Below are 17,081 nucleotides of genomic sequence, written 5' to 3'. Positions count from 1 at the left end.
GATCGAGCGCCGGGCGGCCGTTGTCGGCGCAGTAAAGTCCGGCAACGCGGTCGTGGATGAAGGAGAAGTCGATCACAGCATCGATCTTGCGAAGCAGGTGATCCTTCGGAACCAGACTGTCGAGCGTTACCATCTCGAGAGCTGTCTGCGACGGAGCGGGTTTCTTCAGCATGACCCAATGAATCACAAACCCCTGAACAAGGCCAGGGGTTTGTCAGCAGTCTGAACCGGCGGAAACGCCGGTTTTTCTTTGCTTTTGTAGAAGCTTGGTTTTCCGAGGCCCGAACCGGGATTCAGGCCCTCTGCTGCGGCAGCCAGTCTTCAAGCCGGCGAACAGCCTCTTCCATTTCCTCAATCTTGCCCGCATAGGAAAAGCGCATCGTCCGGTGCCCGTCCAGCGGATCGAAATCGCGCCCGGGTGTCGCTGCGATGTTGATTTCGGCAATCATTCGGCGAGCAAATTCCATGCTGTCGTTCGTGAAGCGCGACACGTCGCAATATGCATAAAATGCTCCGTCCATCGGTGCAGCAAGGCTGAGGCCGATACGTGGAAGGTGATCCAGCAGGATCGACCGGTTCTGACGATAGCGATCCTTCACCCGTTCGAGTTCCGCAGTAGCATGAAAAGCTTCGATGGCGGCGCGCTGCGAAAGCTCCGGCGCGGAAATATAAAGGCTCTGCCCAAGTCGTTCGATTGCGCGCGTGTCGCTTTCAGGCAAAACCATCCAGCCGATACGCCAGCCGGTCATGCAGTAATATTTGGAGAACGAGTTGATGACGGTAACATCGTTGGAAATCTCCAATGCGGTGACATCGTCTGCCTCATAGGAAAGCCGGTGGTAGATTTCGTCAGAGATAACCCGGATGCCGAGATCACGAGCCGTTTCAATGATCGCCTTGAGCTCCGGCTTGTCGATGACAGCGCCGGTCGGATTGGCAGGGCTTGCAAACAGGACGCCTTTCAAGGGCTTCTCGGCATGTGCCGCCGCAAGCGCCTCGGCGGTCAGTGATGCCGACGTTCCATTGCCCGTCGCGATTTCCACAACCTCAAGCCCAAGCGCCGTCAATATATTGCGGTAGGCGGGATAGCCGGGGCGCGTAATGGCAACACGGTCGCCGGGATCAAAATAGACAACAAAGGCCAGATTGAAGGCAGCGGATGAGCCCGTCGTTACAGCAATGCGTTCCGGCGAGACCGAAATCCCATAGTGATCGGCATAATGTGCAGCAATCGCCTCCCTCAGTTCGATCAGCCCCAGGGCATCCGTGTAGCCGATGCGGCCGTCCTTCAAGGCGCGTTCGGCAGCCTGCCGGACGGCGGCGGGTGCGGGATCAGCCGGCTGGCCTACCGCCATGGAAATGATCGGATGCCCGGCTGCGCGACGGCGGTTAGCCTCTGCCAGAAGGTCCATGGCGTGGAAGGGCTCAACTTCGCTGCGGCTGGAAAGAGTGACCACCATTACCTCCAAAAAATTGCGAATGTCGCTTTCTCAACCCGCCGTATAATCGCCGGATTGCTAAAGCAACAGCACCTTTAGGGAAAATTCGATCAAATAGATTATCCCACCCTCCGCCTATCGTTGATTGAAAGCAAAGGCTATAAGATTCGGGCCGGTTTGAAGAAGGAAGAGCAGCACGATGGGGATGATGACTTCACCTTTCCCAGCCAGAAGGTTTTCTTTCCACAGTATGGTCCGACGTTCGGTCGCCGCAATGACCGCGGCCTCCATAGCCCTCACCAGTGCCCTGCCCGCATTCGCGCAGTCACGCGGCGGCGGCGTTCCCATCGTTCGCGATGCGGAAATCGAGGCGCTTGTTGCCGATTATGCCGCGCCGATCCTCAAGGTGGCCGGGCTGGGCGGTCGGGGCGTTCGCGTCATCCTGGTCAATTCGCCGAGCTTCAATGCCTTCGTTGATGGTCGCCGTATCTTCATCAATACGGGCGCAATCATGCAGGCGGAAACCCCCAATGAAATCATCGGCGTGATCGCGCACGAATCGGGCCATCTGGCTGGCGGGCATCAGGAGCGCCTGCGCGAACAATTGAGCCGGGCTCGCAATATGGCGATCATCGGGATGCTGCTGGGCGTTGGCGCCGGTGTTGCCGGTGCCGCAAGCGGCAGCGGCAATGCAGCAGGTGCTGGCGCGGGCATCGCGATGGGTTCGGGCGAAATGGCCATGCGCAGTGTCCTCAACTATCAGCGCACCGAGGAAATGACCGCTGATCGCCTCGCCGTGAATTATCTCAACGCCACCGGGCAATCGACGAAGGGAATGCTCAATACATTCGAACGCTTTGCGTCGGCCTTGTCGCTGACCGGCACCCAGATCGACCAATATCGCATCAGCCACCCGCTGCCCCGTGAGCGAATTGCCAATCTGGAAGAGCTTGCGAGAAAGAGCCCTCATTTCAACAAGACCGATTCTCCTGCCTTGCAGTTGCGCCACGACATGGCGCGCGCCAAGATTGCCGCTTATTCGGGCAATATGGCTGCCCTTCAGCGCATGTTCCGCAGCAATCCCGGCGGTCTCCCTGCCCGTTATGGCAATGCGATCACAACATTCCTGAACGGCTCGGCCCGTGCAGCGCTTCCCAAGTTCGACGCGCTCGTCAAGGAACAGCCGAATAACCCGTATTTCCAGGAGATGAGAGGAGAAGTCCTCATCAAAGCCAACGACGCTGCAGGAGCTGCTAAGGCTTTCCAGAAGGCCGTTTCGCTCGACCCGCGCAAATCGCCGCTGTTGCGCATGAGCTATGGACGCGCCCTCATGCTCACGGGCGCCAAGGCGAACATGCCGACCGCAATCAAGGAGATCAAGGCGGGCATCGCATCCGATCCGGAATTTCCGGGCGGCTATGGCTACCTCGCGCAGGCCTATGGCCAGCAGGGTGATATGGCCCTCGCGGACCTCGCCACGGCCGATATGAACTATTATTCTGGCAAACTTCAGCAGGCCCAGATATTCGCCATCCGTGCGCAAAAACAGATGAAGCCCCGCTCTCCGGAGTGGCTTCGCGCGCAGGACATCATCAATGCCAAGAAAAGCAAGTAAGGCGGCCATTTACGCCTGACGCCGATATTCGAGACAGATTGGAATTTGGAATGAAGAATGCAGTTTCCATAACAGTTGCCAGCGGCATTGCGGGCATTGCCGCTCTCGCATTGGGGTACTACGCGGGAACGGCCCGGCAGGCGCCCGCCCCGGTGGAAACCGCCGCCGCGCCTGCGGGGATGAACCAGCAAGCCATTGAAAATGTCGTGCGCAATTATCTCATCCAGAATCCGGAACTGATGCTGGAAGTACAAAGCGCCCTTGAAACCAAGCAGGCACGGGCAGCGCAGGAGCAGATCAAGCAGGTATTGGCCGCCAATCGCAGTTCGCTTTACGATCCAAAGCACGACGCGGTCTTCGGCAATCCTGAAGGCGACGTGACGGTCTACGAGTTCTTCGACTACAATTGCGGCTATTGCAAGCGGGCACTGCCCGACATGGAAGCAATCCTGAAGACCGACAAGAATGTGCGGTTCGTTATGAAGGAGTTTCCGATTCTCGGACCGGATTCCGCCAAGGCGCATATCGTGGCGCAGGCGTTCAGAGCATTGATGCCAGAAAAATATGCTGAATTCCACGAAGTGCTGTTGGGCGCGCAAGAGCGTGCGACGGAAGACTCCGCCATCGCCGATGCCGTGAAACTGGGAGTCGACGAAGCACAGCTGCGCGAAAAGATGAAGGACCCGGCCATTACCGGCGCGTTCCAGCAGACCTATCAGCTGGCGCAGCAACTCAACATCACCGGCACGCCATCCTATATTATAGGCGATGAACTGGTTCCCGGCGCCATCGGCGTGGATGGACTGGCCGAGAGAATCGCCGCAGCGCGCGCCGCAGCGAAAAATTAGGCAGCGGGTTCGCGGCTTGACCGATCACTTTTGTGAAACAGTTTAAGCCGCGGCATTCAAGCCGTACCAGATGAAGAGAATTGCCGCATTGCCAGCCATTTTGCACAGAATAGCGGGAAAAACCGGTCCGGCAAAACATCTGCAATGATTTAGAGGGTTTCGGCTTGCGTCCAAGCCCTCTATATGAAATGCGAAGTATACCGAAATTTCGTGGTAGTGCGTTATCAGTCGCGGACGGATATGGCAAAAACGGTTTTTGTTTTGAACGGCCCCAACCTCAACCTTCTCGGCAAACGAGAACCGGGGATATACGGTGTTGCAACGCTTGAGGATATCGAAGCGAGTTGCAAGCGCGAGGCTGGTCAACTCGGACTTGATGTCGATTTCCGTCAGTCCAATTATGAAGGCGATCTGGTGACATGGATTCAGGAAGCGGGCGATAAAAATGCCTATGTCCTCATCAATCCTGCCGCCTATAGCCACACTTCGGTTGCTATTCACGATGCGATCCGCTCGGCCAAGGTAACGGTCGTGGAAGTCCATCTTTCGAACATACATGCGCGTGAGGCTTTCCGGCATCACTCCTATGTATCCGCAGTCGCCAGAGGCGTTATTTGCGGCTTTGGCGCGGAAGGATACCTGCTCGGTCTGCGCGCGCTTGCGGCAATTGCCAAAGAAGAAGAAAACAACGGGCAAAGCGTTAAAGGGGCCTGATATGTCCAGCAAAAATTCCGTCATCGACAAGGAAACGATCCGCGACCTGGCGGATATTCTCAATGAAACCGACCTGACCGACATCGAAGTCGAGCACGGCGACCTGCGTATCCGCGTTTCGCGCAAGGTTACGGTTCAGGCCGCAGCGACCGTTGTGCCTGCCGCAGCTCCAGTTGCAGCCGCTCCTGCGCCGGTTGCAGCCGCCGCCGAACCGGCAAAGGCTGATCTGTCGAAGAATGCCGTTCCGTCGCCGATGGTTGGCACCGCCTATCTCGCTCCGGCTCCCGGCGCTCGCAACTTCATCGAGGTTGGCGCGCAGGTAAAGGAAGGCCAGACCCTGCTCATCATCGAAGCCATGAAGACGATGAACCAGATTCCGGCCCCGCGCGCCGGCACCGTAAAGGCCATCCTCGTCGAAGACGCTCAGCCGGTGGAATTCGGTGAGCCGCTCGTCGTAATCGAATAAGATAGTTGATTACGGCTTATTCAATGAACGGGCAGCAAAGCGCAATGTTTCAAAAGATACTCATAGCCAATCGTGGCGAAATCGCTCTTCGCGTGCTCAGGGCTTGTAAGGAACTGGGCATCAAGACCGTCGCCGTCCATTCCACGGCAGATGCCGATGCGATGCATGTGCGCCTGGCAGATGAAAGTGTTTGCATCGGCCCGCCGCCGTCGCGCGACAGCTATCTGAACATCCATCAGATTGTTGCTGCCTGCGAGATCACCGGCGCCGACGCCATCCATCCGGGCTACGGTTTCCTGTCGGAGAACGCCAAGTTTGCGGAAATCCTTGAAGCGCACGGCATCACCTTCATCGGCCCCACCGCTTCGCATATCCGTATCATGGGCGACAAGATCGAAGCCAAGCGCACCGCAAAGCGCCTCGGCATTCCGGTCGTTCCGGGTTCTGACGGCGGTGTGACAGACGATGTGGAAGCTGCCCGCATCGCCAAGGAAATCGGCTATCCGGTCATCATCAAGGCTTCAGCCGGTGGCGGCGGACGCGGCATGAAGGTTGCCCGCAGCGAGGAAGATCTTTCCATCGCTCTTGCAACCGCTCGCTCGGAAGCTGGCGCAGCCTTTGGCGATGACGCGGTCTATATCGAGAAATATCTCGAAAAGCCGCGTCACATCGAAGTTCAGATCATGGGCGATGGTGCTGGCAACGCCATTCATCTGGGTGAACGCGATTGCTCGTTGCAGCGCCGCCACCAGAAGGTATGGGAAGAAGCCAATTCACCGGCGCTCAATGCCGAGGCACGCGACAAGATCGGCATGGTCTGCGCCAATGCCTGTGCGGAACTGGGCTATCGCGGTGCGGGAACGATCGAGTTCCTTTATGAAGACGGCGAATTCTATTTCATTGAAATGAACACGCGTCTCCAGGTGGAACATCCGATCACCGAAGCCATCACCGGCATCGATCTCGTTCACGAACAGATTCGCGTTGCGGCCGGCCTCGGCCTGTCGGTGAAGCAGAAGGATATCCGCTTCTCCGGCCATGCAATCGAATGCCGTATCAACGCCGAAGATCCGCTGACATTCGCGCCCTCGCCGGGCCTGATCACCCATTATCACACGCCGGGCGGCCTCGGCATCCGCGTGGATTCGGGCGTCTATTCCGGCTATCGCATTCCGCCCTATTACGACAGCCTTATCGGCAAGCTCATCGTGCATGGTCGCAACCGCGTCGAATGCATGATGCGTCTGCGCCGCGCGCTGGACGAGTTCGTTGTTGATGGCGTGAAAACCACCCTGCCTCTCTTCCAGGACCTGATCGCCAATCAGGATATTGCCAACGGCGACTACGACATTCACTGGCTGGAAAAATATCTGGCCACGAAAACCAAAAGCGAAAGCGCCTGACGAAAGTGACCGCAGGAGTGTCCCCGGACGACTATTCAATCGAACCGGAGTTGCTCCTGCGGGCCTATGCCACGGGAATATTTCCCATGGCCGAAGAAGCCGACGATCCGGAAGTCTTCTGGGTTCGTCCCGAGAAGCGCGGCATAATCCCGCTTGATGGCTTCCACCTTCCCAAAAGCCTGCGGAAAACGATCCGCCAGGGCATTTTCGACATAAAGCTCGATAGTGATTTTGATGGCGTGATCGACGGGTGCGCCAGCGGCACCGGCGAACGCGCGCGCACGTGGATTAATGGGCCAATCCGCGAGGCTTACAAAAAACTGTTTGAAATCGGACATTGCCATACAGTGGAAGCGTGGCATGAGGGCAAGCTTGTCGGCGGGCTTTATGGGGTAACGCTCGGACGTGCCTTTTTTGGCGAGAGCATGTTCACGCGCAAGCGTGACGCATCAAAAGTCTGCCTCGCCTATCTGGTCCAGCATCTGGTCAGCCGCGGCTTCGTTCTTCTCGACACACAGTTCACCACGCCCCATCTTGAGAGATTCGGCGCCGTGGAAGTTCCAAGAAAAAAATACGAGAAATTGCTGGAAACTGCGCTCGACGGAATCGCGCGTTTTTAGAGTATGCGTCCCGCAGCTTGCCGAGGATGATGCGTAAACAAAAGGCGGAGTTTATTTGCGCTGATCCGGCGGAGGCACTTCCGACTTCTGCTTGCAGTCTTTCAGCCAAACGTCATAAATCGGGTGTTCGACCGCATTGAGGCCGGGACTATCGGCAAACATCCAGCCGGTGAAAATACGGCGTATCTTCCGATCCAGCGTAATTTCATCGACCTGAACGAAGCCGTCGGTGCGTGGCGCTTCATTCTCCGTGCGGGAATAACAGACTTTCGGCGTCACCTGAAGAGCGCCGAACTGAACAGTCTCATTGATGTAGACGTCAAACGTCGTGATGCGGCCTGTGATTTTGTCGAGGCCGGAGAACTCCGCAACCGGATTGGTAATGCGTTCGGCCATCGCAGCCTCAAAGCAACTGGCAGTGGCCACGAGCGAGAACAGGGCAAGCTGAACAGCCCTTTTGATCGAGTTTTTTCCGTTGCCGGGAGTTTGCTTCGTCAAAACGGAGATCCGCATCCAAAAGGGTTAAATTGAGCTGGAACAATTCCTAAGCAAGAATTGTGACGATTCGTTGCCCTCCCGCAAGCCGCAATGTAGCCGCGGGCATGAAGCGAACCTTCTATCCTCAAGCCTTTTGCGATAGCATCAAAAGGCGGACATAAGAAATCCGGCGCGGATTAACGCGCCGGTCGAAGACCGAAACAGAATATCAGTTGCCCGGCGTCCAGGCATCGTATTCACCGGTCACACGCGGACGTTCCGCAGGCTCCGAGCCGGGACGGGCAATGGCGCCCTTCGGGCGATAAGCCAGCGGGGAACCGGTCAGGTTCTGCAGATGCGGCTTCTGCCATTCGCGCGGACGATAGTCTTCCTTGGAGGGCGGCGTATCGACGCGATGATGTATCCAGCCGTGCCAGCCGGGAGGAATAGCGCTTGCTTCCGCATAGCCATTGAAGATCACCCAGCGACGCGTACGGCCCTCGGAATCCTTGCCGCCCTGGTAATAGATATTGCCGAACTCGTCCTCACCGACGCGCTCGCCCTTGCGCCACGTATGAAACCGTGTGCCGAGCGTCTGGCCGTTCCACCAGGTGAAAACTTGCGTGATAAATTTCTTCATGACCTATTCCAGATCCATCATTGCCACAGGTGATCAGAACCACCGGGTTTTCTTGCTTATGACCCTATCGCCCGGCCATGGCAAGGGTCAAGTTGCCGCTGTCACAAGAGTATGAAGAGCGCTACGCGCTTCGGGCTTTTATATTCTCGCATGTCTTGATCCCCAAACCGGTCTCCACTTTGGGGTCTACATATTCCAGCCTTCCAGCGACTTTTCCATGACCAGCACCGGCTCCTTGCAATTGGGATCGCCCCAATCCTCATTACGGCCGACCTTGCTGTAGCCCTTGCGCTCATAGAAATTCACCGCCTTGGTGTTTCTCTCGATCACTTCGAGCTTCATCGTCCGGACACCGGGAAAAGCCATCTCGATTTCAGCGAGAAGCATCGTCCCGATGCCCTGAACCTGCGCATCGGGCCGGACATAGAGCTGATGTAGCGAAGCCTTGCCTTCTTCGGACTGGCTGGCAAAAGCCATTCCGTCGATGCCCCCACTGCCATTATCGGCAATGATGAACTCCGAGTAAGGCTTCTTCAGATTGGCCTTCAGCACGGCGATGCTGTGCCACTGGGCGGTAACGGCATTCACCATTTCCCGCCCGAGGAGGTCATCGAAGGTCGCGTGCCAGGTCGATACGAGCAGTTCATGCACTGCCTTGAGATCGGCTTCTGTCGCGCTTCTGACCCACATTACTCTTCAATCCCGAGCTTGGCCTTGACAAGTTCATTCACAGACTGCGGGTTGGCCTTGCCGCCCGTTGCCTTCATGACCTGACCGACGAACCAGCCAGCCAGTGTCGGCTTGGCTTTCGCCTGTTCGACCTTTTCCGGGTTGGCGGCGATAACGTCGTCCACGGCCTTCTCGATCGCGCCGGTATCCGTGACCTGCTTCATGCCGCGTTCTTCAACGAGCTTCTTCGGGTCTCCGCCTTCATTCCAGACGATTTCGAAGAGGTCCTTTGCGATCTTGCCGGAAATCGTGCCTTCCTTGATGAGATCGATGATCGCGCCAAGCTGATCGGGGGTGACCGGCGATTCCTCTATATCCTTGCCTGCCTTGTTCAGCGCACCAAGAAGGTCGTTGATGACCCAGTTTGCCGCGGCCTTGCCGTCGCGACCGGCAGCAACGGCTTCATAGTAGTCGGCAATTGCCTTCTCGGTCACAAGGATGGAGGCGTCGTAAACGGAAATGCCCTGCGTTTCCACGAGACGCTGCTTCTTGACGTCCGGCAATTCCGGCAGTTCTGCGGCCAGAGCATCCACAAATGCCTGATCGAATTCGAGCGGCAAAAGATCCGGGTCAGGGAAATAACGATAGTCATGCGCTTCTTCCTTGGAGCGCATCGAACGTGTTTCGCCCTTCACCGGATCGAACAGGCGCGTCTCCTGATCGATGGAACCGCCATCCTCAAGAATCGCAATCTGGCGGCGCGCTTCATATTCGATAGCCTGACCGACGAAACGGATCGAGTTGACGTTCTTGATTTCGCAGCGCGTGCCGAACTCGCCGCCGGGGCGACGGACCGAAACGTTCACGTCGGCGCGCATCGAACCTTCGTCCATATTGCCGTCGCAGGTGCCAAGATAACGGACAATCGTGCGCAGCTTGGTCAGATAGGCGCGCGCCTCGTCGGAGGAGCGCAGGTCCGGCTTGGAGACGATTTCCATCAAGGCGACGCCGGAACGGTTCAGGTCGACATAGGACATCGTCGGATGCTGGTCGTGCATGGACTTGCCCGCGTCCTGCTCCAGATGCAGGCGTTCGATGCCGATTTCCACGTCTTCGAACTGGCCCTTATTGTCCGGGCCGACCGAAATCATGATCTTGCCTTCACCGACGATGGGCTGCTTGAACTGCGAAATCTGATAGCCCTGCGGCAGATCGGGATAGAAATAGTTCTTGCGGTCGAAAACCGACTTCAGATTGATCTGCGCATTGAGCCCAATGCCCGTACGAACCGCTTGCTTGACGCATTCCAGATTGATGACCGGCAACATGCCTGGCATGGCCGCATCAACGAGGGAAACGTTCGAGTTTGGCTCTGCCCCGAACGAAGTGGAGGCGCCGGAAAACAGCTTCGATTCTGACGTGACCTGCGCATGGACTTCCATGCCGATGACGACTTCCCAGTCGCCCGTGGCGCCGGAAATGAAGCGTTTCGGTTCTGGCGTGCGCGTATCAATAATGGACATGCTGGCTCGCGAATATCTTGATTGAGCTGAAAAACGGATTGACTACTGGCTAGAGCAAAGCCCCTGTGGATGCAAGCTTTTCAGCCATTTATCCGCGTGTCGAAACGGAAAAGGCCGCGCAAGGCGCGGCCAGTTCCAAATTCACCAGACAGAAAAGATCAAGCCTCTTCGGACTTGTCTTCGTCGGCCTTCTTCTTGGGAGCGGCCTTCTTCTTCGCAGCAGCCTTCTTGGCAGGCTTTGCTTCCGAAGCTGCATCTTCGTCTTCAGCCGTCAGCTCTTCCTTCGAGACCTTCTTGTCGGTCACGTTGATGTTGGCGAGCAGATGGTCAACGACCTTTTCCTCGAAGATCGGGGCGCGCAGGTTGGCAACGGCATCCGGCGTCTTGCGCAGGAATTCGTAGATTTCCTTTTCCTGGCCCGGATAGCGACGAACCTGATCGTAAACCGCGCGCTGCAGTTCTTCTTCCGTTACTTCCACGCCTGCCTTCTCGCCGATTTCGGAGAGAACGAGGCCAAGACGAACGCGACGTTCAGCGAGCTTGCGGTATTCTTCGCGAGCAGCTTCTTCGGTTGTGTCTTCGTCTTCGAAGGTACGGCCAGCCTGCTGCAGGTCGAAGTTGATCTGCTGCCAGATGTTGTTGAACTCAGCGTCAACAAGCTTCTGCGGCGTTTCAAACTGGTAGTCGCCATCCAGAGCGTCGAGAATCTGACGCTTTACCTTCTGGCGGGTGATCTGGCCGTACTGGCTTTCGATCTGTTCGCGAACGACCTGACGCAGACGCTCAAGCGATTCAATGCCGAGCTTCTTGGCGGTTTCGTCATCGAGGACGAGTTCGTTCGGCTTGGCAACTTCCTTGACCTTGATGTCGAAGGTAGCTTCCTTGCCAGCCAGATGAGCGGCGCCATATTCAGCCGGGAAGGTAACATTGATGACCTTCTCGTCACCGGCCTTGAGGCCAACGAGCTGCTCTTCGAAGCCCGGAATGAACTGGCCGGAACCGAGAACGAGCTGCGCATCGTTGTCGGCGCCACCTTCGAACGGCTCGCCGTCGAGCTTGCCGAGATAATCGATGGTAACGCGATCTTCGTTTTCTGCCTTGCCCTTCTTGGTTTCGAAGGTGCGGGTCGAAGAAGCGATGCGCTTCACCTGCTCATCGACTTCCTCATCGGAAATATCGACGACTTCACGGGTAACGGCGATCTTGGAGAAGTCCTTGACTTCGATTGCCGGCAGAACTTCGTAGTTCAGCGAGAAAACGAAATCGGCCTTGCCGTCGAGGACCTTTTCGGCCTCTTTTTCGTCTTCCGACATAATGACTTCAGGCTGGGTCGCTGACTTTTCGTTGCGGTCAGCGAGAATCGAGCGCGACGAATCGTTGAGGATTTCGTTGACGATCTCCGCCATGAAGGACTTGCCGTACATCTTGCGCAGATGATTTGCAGGCACCTTGCCGGGGCGGAAGCCGTTGATGCGTGCGCGACCGCGCGCAGTTTCGAGCCGCTCCGAGAGCTTGGCTTCGAGATCCTTGGCCGGAACCACGACTTTAATCTCGCGCTTCAGCCCTTCATTGAGCGTTTCGGTAACCTGCATGTTCAAACCTTCACTTCTTGTCATTGTCCCGCCGTCACCGGCTTGCTTGCCTTGTCGCGGGAGAGAAATTCTTTTGCCTTATGGCAGTTGGTGCGGATGGAGGGACTCGAACCCCCACGGTCTCCCGCCAGAACCTAAATCTGGTGCGTCTACCAATTTCGCCACATCCGCTTCTGAACCGAAGCGCATTCCTCAGAACGCACCATTATTCGTCTCAGATGTTGAACCGCCCCTCGAAAGCGCGCGTCTCTATATCATCCAATTTTCACGGTTCAAAGGAAAAAAGCCGCCTTCCCCGTAGAGAATTACCGGGTTCGCTCCGGCTGTCCTTTTCCGCCTCTATATAGCGATCCTTTGCCGTCAGCCAACCCTTTTGAAATATGGAGCGTTCTCGGGATCAATAAAGCGGCTCCTGATAAAGCTGCATCCCGTCTTCCTGCAGAGCCTTGATGACCGGCACTCCTTTCGGGTCTACGGCAACAACGGCAGTGATCCGCCGTTCTCGCTGGCTGTCTTCAATCGCTCGTCCCTGCCCTTCAGGTACATAATATCGTTCGATGCCGAAATTGAGACGAACATTCGATTGCGGATCGTCGGATATTGAATAGGCGGCTTCGCCGCGAATCTGCACCTCGCCCGCTATAAGCTCTGAAATAGGTAAGAATGAAGCGCGTGAAAACCGCGCTATACCGTCCGCATCAGGCTTCAAAGCCACATAGACAGTGCGCGAGCCGGTGGGAGGGATGCCTGCTATGTCCTTTCTTGCCAGACTTGATATTTCGTAGCCAAGAACGACGTAATCGCCACGCATCAGGTCGCGCGGGTCGAAAGGTTCCGTCTGGAGCGTCACTTCCGCGCCCGAGCGCAAGACCGAGGCGCGTTTTTCAATGCCAGCATAAAGAATGCCGGTTTGCAGCAACGCGGTTATGACGGCACCGACATAGAGCCATCTGAGCCGACTGCTCATGGATGTACCTCCACGCTGCTTTTCCTTCCGAAACGGTTCTCCATGCGCCGCACGAACGCAGCCAGCAGCAGGACCAGAATGCCTGCCGTCAGGAAGAAGCCGGAGGTTCCGATCATGGTGCCGACCGTCTCAAAAGCCAGATAGAGAACCTGAATCGAAAATGCGGCATAGGCGATGGAGCGCAGACCGCCATTGTTGCGTCCGGCTACAGCAATCGCTCCGATCGCAAGCGCCAGTATGAAGATGCTATATAATATGTCCCTATCCAGACTTGCGCCAACGCTTGAATAAGAGAACATCTGGTTGAGTTGAAGTGTGACGAGCGCCAACAACGCCAGAAGCAGGCCATAGGCCGCAAGCGGATGAGCGAAGCGTGTCAATCTTTGCACCGTCGCATGAGCAAAACCGTCAGCAAGTATCAGCCCGATTCCCACGACCAGCATAAGCACCAGCACCGTATTGCTCTCGTGCTCGACATAAATGAGCAAAGCCCAACCGATGGAGAACATGGCCCACAGATGCGCTGCATGCCGGGAACGTGTAAACAACGCCGCAGCAGCACCGAACGCCAACAGCAGCGGCCCGATCCAGCGATAGGTCACGTCATCATAAGATGACGCGTCGAATACATATGTCGAAAGATAGAAGCAGGCGACGCCTGCCCCAAATGCAGCCAGCACCGGGGCGCGTAGAAGAAAGGCCGAAATCAGGACGCCGACAGACCAGTAGATTGCGGCGGAATGGATATCGCCGGACAAATGATACATTTGGCCCACGAGCGCCAGCCCCGCTCCGAAGGATGCAGCGCCTACGATATAGCATACCGCCGGAAACAGATTGTCACCCCGAGCTTGCCGCCACGCACCGCCGAGATAGCTTGCCCATATAAGAACGAATATGAGGCCAATGCGCATAAGCCGCGGCATGTCCTGCCAGTTGGCGGCAACGAGCATGATCACGGCTGCGCCAAGAAGCAGCCCGCCAAGGGTGGCCAGAACGGAACCGAGACTGAAGACCGAAGCCCGCTTTTCAAGGTCGGCGTTCAGTTTCGATGCAGTCTCCGCATCGATCAGGCCGTCCCGCTGCCATCGCTCTATCAGGCGCTCAACAGAAATGGAAAATGACAAATTAGCTCCTGCTCATTCCGTCAGTTGTTGCTGCCGCAACCGTAAGCGGTTGAGAACATATAGGAAACCGTGCAGCCGGCAAAGAGAGGGATCAAATCGCTTTGCGGCAATTTTGTGCCCAGCCAGTCTAATCGATTTAGAGTGACGTGCAGAACCCGCAGAGCAGCTATGCAAAGTCGGGTCTGCAACCTGCGAAAACAATAGCTTATATCATGGGCAACAAACGAGATGAATTAAACAGAACTCCAGTTCCTCAACGATGAAGGAATAGCACGATGAACCTGCTTCGCTCTTACAACAACTGGCGCCGTTACCGCGACACCGTCAATGAACTCAGCCAGCTCTCCACCCGTGAGCTGAACGATCTTGGCATCTCCCGCGCGGACATTCCGTTCGTGGCTCGCCAGACCAAGGCTCGCTAATTCAACGAGCCTCATAATTTTCCCGATACGGGTTTCTCCAAGTCTGGCTCCTCCTCCCACCAGACTTGGTTCATCGCAGAACCATCCTCCTCCCAGGTTCTGCGATAACAAGACCGGTTCTCCTCCTCCCAATGCCGGTCTTACCATAATGGCATCCGTCGCTCCTCCTCCCGCGACGGATGCCATTTCTTTTTGCCGCTCGATTCCCCTTCCCGGCGCGCCTTCTCCATTGAAGGCGTTCAGCAAAGGCGATAAGGGAATGGCCATGTCAAAAACACCCGATCTTTCTCCCGTTCACGTCGTCGGCGGCGGCCTTGCCGGTTCTGAAGCGGCATGGCAGCTCGCGCAGGCGGGCGTGCCCGTCATATTGCACGAAATGCGCCCGGTGCGCGGCACCGATGCGCACAAGACCGAGCAACTGGCGGAGTTGGTCTGTTCCAACTCATTCCGCTCGGACGATGCAGAAACCAATGCCGTCGGCGTTCTTCATGCCGAAATGCGTCTTGCCGGTTCGCTCATCATGGCTTGCGCTGACGCCCATCAGGTTCCGGCTGGCGGCGCACTGGCTGTCGACCGCGAAGGTTTTTCGCAGGCTGTCACTGCCAAGCTTGAAGCCCATCCGCTGATTAGCATCGTTCGGGAAGAGGTCACCGGTCTGCCGCCGGAGGAATGGGGGACGACCATCGTTGCCACCGGGCCGTTGACCGCGCCTTCGCTCGCGGAGGCGATTCAGGCGCAAACCGGCGCGGATGCGCTGGCTTTCTTCGATGCCATTGCGCCGATCATCCATTTTGATTCGATCAATATGGATGTCTGCTGGTTCCAATCGCGCTATGACAAGGTGGGGCCCGGCGGCACCGGAAAAGACTATATCAACTGCCCCATGGACAAGGAGCAGTATGAGGCCTTCGTCGCCGCACTGGTCGAAGGCGACAAGACCGACTTCAAGGAGTGGGAAGGCACGCCTTATTTCGATGGCTGCCTGCCGATTGAGGTTATGGCCGAACGCGGAGCGGAAACCTTACGCCATGGCCCCATGAAGCCGATGGGCCTTACCAATGCGCACAACCCGACCGTAAAGCCCTATGCTGTCGTGCAGCTTCGTCAGGACAATGCGCTCGGCACGCTCTACAATATGGTCGGCTTCCAGACGAAGCTCAAATACGGCTCACAGACGGGCATCTTCAAGATGATTCCGGGGCTGGAGAACGCGGAATTTGCGCGTCTCGGCGGTCTTCACCGCAACACCTATCTGAATTCTCCCGTGCTGCTTGATGGCACGCTTCGGCTTAAATCACGCAAGACATTGCGCTTTGCCGGTCAGGTGACAGGCTGTGAAGGCTATGTGGAATCGTCTGCGATCGGCCTGCTCGCGGGCCGTTTCACAGCCGCCGAGAAGCTGGGGCAAACGTTGACGCCGCCTCCGGGAACCACGGCATTCGGTGCCCTGCTCGGGCATATCACGGGCGGACATATTGTGGCGGATGACGAGCCGGGCAAACGTTCGTTCCAGCCGATGAATGTGAATTTCGGCTTGTTCCCGCCTGTCGATGTGCCGAAGCCCGAAGGCAAGCGCCTGCGCGGCAAGGAAAAAACAATTGCCAAGAAGCGTGCGCTTTCCGCGCGTGCTCTCGCTGATTGCCGCCAATGGCTGGGATTGGGCGAGTAATATTGCGATAGGCTTCAGTTTGAATGGACTGAAGCCTATCTTTTTTGAATGCTTAGAAGTTGGCTCTGAACATCAGCCATTGTTTCCGAATAGCTGAAATGTCTGCCACCTTCTCCACGGCCTCGGTGCCAAGGCGCTCGATTGCTCGCAGATAGGCCGGGACAAGCGCCAAAGGCAGGAATGCCGGAGCAAGGCTCTTCGGCAGTTGCGACCTGTTCTTCTCGAAAATCGCCAGATGTTCGCGCGCGAAAGCCAGCATGATGCTGGTGACGCGTCCGGTGGCCGCTTTGTCTTCACCGGCGAGGAAGTTCTCACGGGCCACACCCACCGCCTGCAACATATCCGCCGGAACATAGAGTTGCCCACGCCGCCGATGAATGGGCATCAGGCGAAGCAAACCCGTCGCGGCCTGCGCTACTCCCGCATGGCCTGTTATCTCGGTTTGTGCCTGCGCGGCATCCCTGTCGAGTATAAAACCGGCTAGCTGAATGATCGCCGACGCGGTTTCCCCGCAATAACCTTCCAGATCATTACGGCTCGGCATCGGGTCATCATAAAGATCGAAAATGCGCGCTTCGCAATAATTGTCGAAGGCTGCTCGCGGCAGTTCATATTTTTCAATAGTGCTGATCAGCGCTGCGGCAACGGGATGCGCTTCCGCACTGCCCCTCGCCTCACCATTGATGAGATCGCGCCACCATTGCAGGCGCACCTCGCCCGGCAACGGTTCATGGACAAGATCGCGGATACGCGCGATCTCGGCATTGAATGCGTATAATGCCGCCAGACCGCCGCGACGATCCTCCGGCGCGTAGAGCACTGAAAGATATCGGTCCCGGTCCGCTTCGCGAAGCAATGCCAGGCAATGTGCCTCATTCTCGTTCATGGTG

The 17,081-nt window shown here is 56.9% G+C and carries 17 protein-coding genes, 1 tRNA gene and 1 pseudogene; 8 read left to right on the top strand and 11 right to left on the bottom strand.

Going from position 1 to position 17,081, the window contains the following annotated elements:
- Together F9K78_RS16600 and F9K78_RS16595 are read right to left on the bottom strand one after the other, a co-directional pair.
- A pseudogene (locus F9K78_RS16600) lies at positions 1–172 on the bottom strand (IS5/IS1182 family transposase); the annotation flags it as partial.
- Between the two features lie 121 nt (positions 173–293).
- Entirely contained in the window at positions 294–1,457 is a 1,164-nt protein-coding gene (locus F9K78_RS16595) for a pyridoxal phosphate-dependent aminotransferase (RefSeq protein ID WP_121982652.1), read from the bottom strand.
- Positions 1,458–1,638: 181 nt separating this feature from the next.
- On the opposite strand from F9K78_RS16595, the gene F9K78_RS16590 reads away from it, so the two are divergent.
- The 6 genes from F9K78_RS16590 (at position 1,639) to aat (ending at position 7,105) form a co-directional block, all read left to right on the top strand.
- Positions 1,639–3,054 carry a M48 family metalloprotease gene (locus F9K78_RS16590; protein WP_121982612.1) on the top strand — a complete coding sequence of 472 codons (1,416 nt, stop codon included), beginning with the start codon at positions 1,639–1,641 and terminating at the stop codon, positions 3,052–3,054.
- Between the two features lie 50 nt (positions 3,055–3,104).
- Complete coding sequence (locus tag F9K78_RS16585; protein ID WP_121982611.1) at positions 3,105–3,902, top strand: DsbA family protein; 798 nt, start codon at positions 3,105–3,107, stop codon at positions 3,900–3,902.
- A 240-nt stretch (positions 3,903–4,142) separates the two neighbouring features.
- Complete coding sequence (aroQ, locus tag F9K78_RS16580) at positions 4,143–4,616, top strand: type II 3-dehydroquinate dehydratase (RefSeq protein ID WP_121982651.1); 474 nt, start codon at positions 4,143–4,145, stop codon at positions 4,614–4,616.
- Position 4,617: 1 nt separating this feature from the next.
- Positions 4,618–5,082, top strand: a complete 465-nt coding sequence (accB, locus tag F9K78_RS16575) for an acetyl-CoA carboxylase biotin carboxyl carrier protein (protein ID WP_121982610.1) — start codon at positions 4,618–4,620, stop codon at positions 5,080–5,082.
- Positions 5,083–5,126: 44 nt separating this feature from the next.
- A complete protein-coding gene (gene accC, locus F9K78_RS16570; protein WP_121982609.1) occupies positions 5,127–6,485 on the top strand; it encodes an acetyl-CoA carboxylase biotin carboxylase subunit in 1,359 nt (452 codons plus the stop codon).
- A 50-nt stretch (positions 6,486–6,535) separates the two neighbouring features.
- The gene (gene aat, locus F9K78_RS16565) at positions 6,536–7,105 is read left to right on the top strand and encodes a leucyl/phenylalanyl-tRNA--protein transferase (RefSeq protein WP_121982650.1); all 570 of its coding nucleotides are present in this window, start codon (positions 6,536–6,538) and stop codon (positions 7,103–7,105) included.
- Positions 7,106–7,156: 51 nt separating this feature from the next.
- Here aat and F9K78_RS16560 read toward each other — a convergent pair whose 3' ends face one another.
- The 8 genes from F9K78_RS16560 to F9K78_RS16520 form a co-directional block, all read right to left on the bottom strand.
- Positions 7,157–7,618, bottom strand: a complete 462-nt coding sequence (locus F9K78_RS16560; protein WP_121982608.1) for a DUF2155 domain-containing protein — start codon at positions 7,616–7,618, stop codon at positions 7,157–7,159.
- A gap of 193 nt (positions 7,619–7,811) precedes the next feature.
- Positions 7,812–8,222: an NADH:ubiquinone oxidoreductase subunit NDUFA12 gene (locus F9K78_RS16555; protein WP_121982607.1), complete on the bottom strand. Its 411-nt coding sequence runs from the start codon at positions 8,220–8,222 to the stop codon at positions 7,812–7,814.
- 186 nt (positions 8,223–8,408) lie between these two features.
- Complete coding sequence (locus F9K78_RS16550; protein WP_121982606.1) at positions 8,409–8,912, bottom strand: GNAT family N-acetyltransferase; 504 nt, start codon at positions 8,910–8,912, stop codon at positions 8,409–8,411.
- Complete coding sequence (gatB, locus tag F9K78_RS16545) at positions 8,912–10,414, bottom strand: Asp-tRNA(Asn)/Glu-tRNA(Gln) amidotransferase subunit GatB (RefSeq protein ID WP_121982605.1); 1,503 nt, start codon at positions 10,412–10,414, stop codon at positions 8,912–8,914. Before gatB ends, F9K78_RS16550 begins: the two co-directional genes overlap by 1 nt.
- Before the next feature lie 158 nt (positions 10,415–10,572).
- Entirely contained in the window at positions 10,573–12,006 is a 1,434-nt protein-coding gene (gene tig, locus F9K78_RS16540; RefSeq protein WP_261363917.1) for a trigger factor, read from the bottom strand.
- A gap of 88 nt (positions 12,007–12,094) precedes the next feature.
- A tRNA-Leu gene (locus F9K78_RS16535) sits at positions 12,095–12,177 on the bottom strand.
- Between the two features lie 226 nt (positions 12,178–12,403).
- Positions 12,404–12,973: a GDYXXLXY domain-containing protein gene (locus F9K78_RS16525; RefSeq protein WP_121982603.1), complete on the bottom strand. Its 570-nt coding sequence runs from the start codon at positions 12,971–12,973 to the stop codon at positions 12,404–12,406.
- Complete coding sequence (locus tag F9K78_RS16520) at positions 12,970–14,100, bottom strand: DUF2157 domain-containing protein (RefSeq protein ID WP_121982602.1); 1,131 nt, start codon at positions 14,098–14,100, stop codon at positions 12,970–12,972. Before F9K78_RS16520 ends, F9K78_RS16525 begins: the two co-directional genes overlap by 4 nt.
- Before the next feature lie 275 nt (positions 14,101–14,375).
- Between F9K78_RS16520 and F9K78_RS16515 the strand changes: the two genes are divergently transcribed.
- Both F9K78_RS16515 and trmFO read left to right on the top strand, forming a co-directional pair.
- Complete coding sequence (locus F9K78_RS16515) at positions 14,376–14,522, top strand: DUF1127 domain-containing protein (RefSeq protein WP_006466676.1); 147 nt, start codon at positions 14,376–14,378, stop codon at positions 14,520–14,522.
- A 265-nt stretch (positions 14,523–14,787) separates the two neighbouring features.
- Positions 14,788–16,191 (top strand): methylenetetrahydrofolate--tRNA-(uracil(54)-C(5))-methyltransferase (FADH(2)-oxidizing) TrmFO, encoded by a 1,404-nt coding sequence (gene trmFO, locus F9K78_RS16505; protein ID WP_121982601.1) that lies wholly within the window; start codon positions 14,788–14,790, stop codon positions 16,189–16,191.
- Positions 16,192–16,243: 52 nt separating this feature from the next.
- On the opposite strand, the gene F9K78_RS16500 is transcribed toward trmFO, so the two are convergent.
- A complete protein-coding gene (locus F9K78_RS16500; RefSeq protein WP_121982600.1) occupies positions 16,244–17,077 on the bottom strand; it encodes a phytoene/squalene synthase family protein in 834 nt (277 codons plus the stop codon).
- Positions 17,078–17,081: the final 4 nt, after the last annotated feature.

The sequence above is a fragment of the Brucella pseudintermedia genome (assembly GCF_008932435.1).
Taxonomy (GTDB): domain Bacteria; phylum Pseudomonadota; class Alphaproteobacteria; order Rhizobiales; family Rhizobiaceae; genus Brucella; species Brucella pseudintermedia.
The sequence above is the reverse complement of the archived record's forward strand: the minus strand, read 5'-3'. Positions and strand labels throughout refer to the sequence as shown.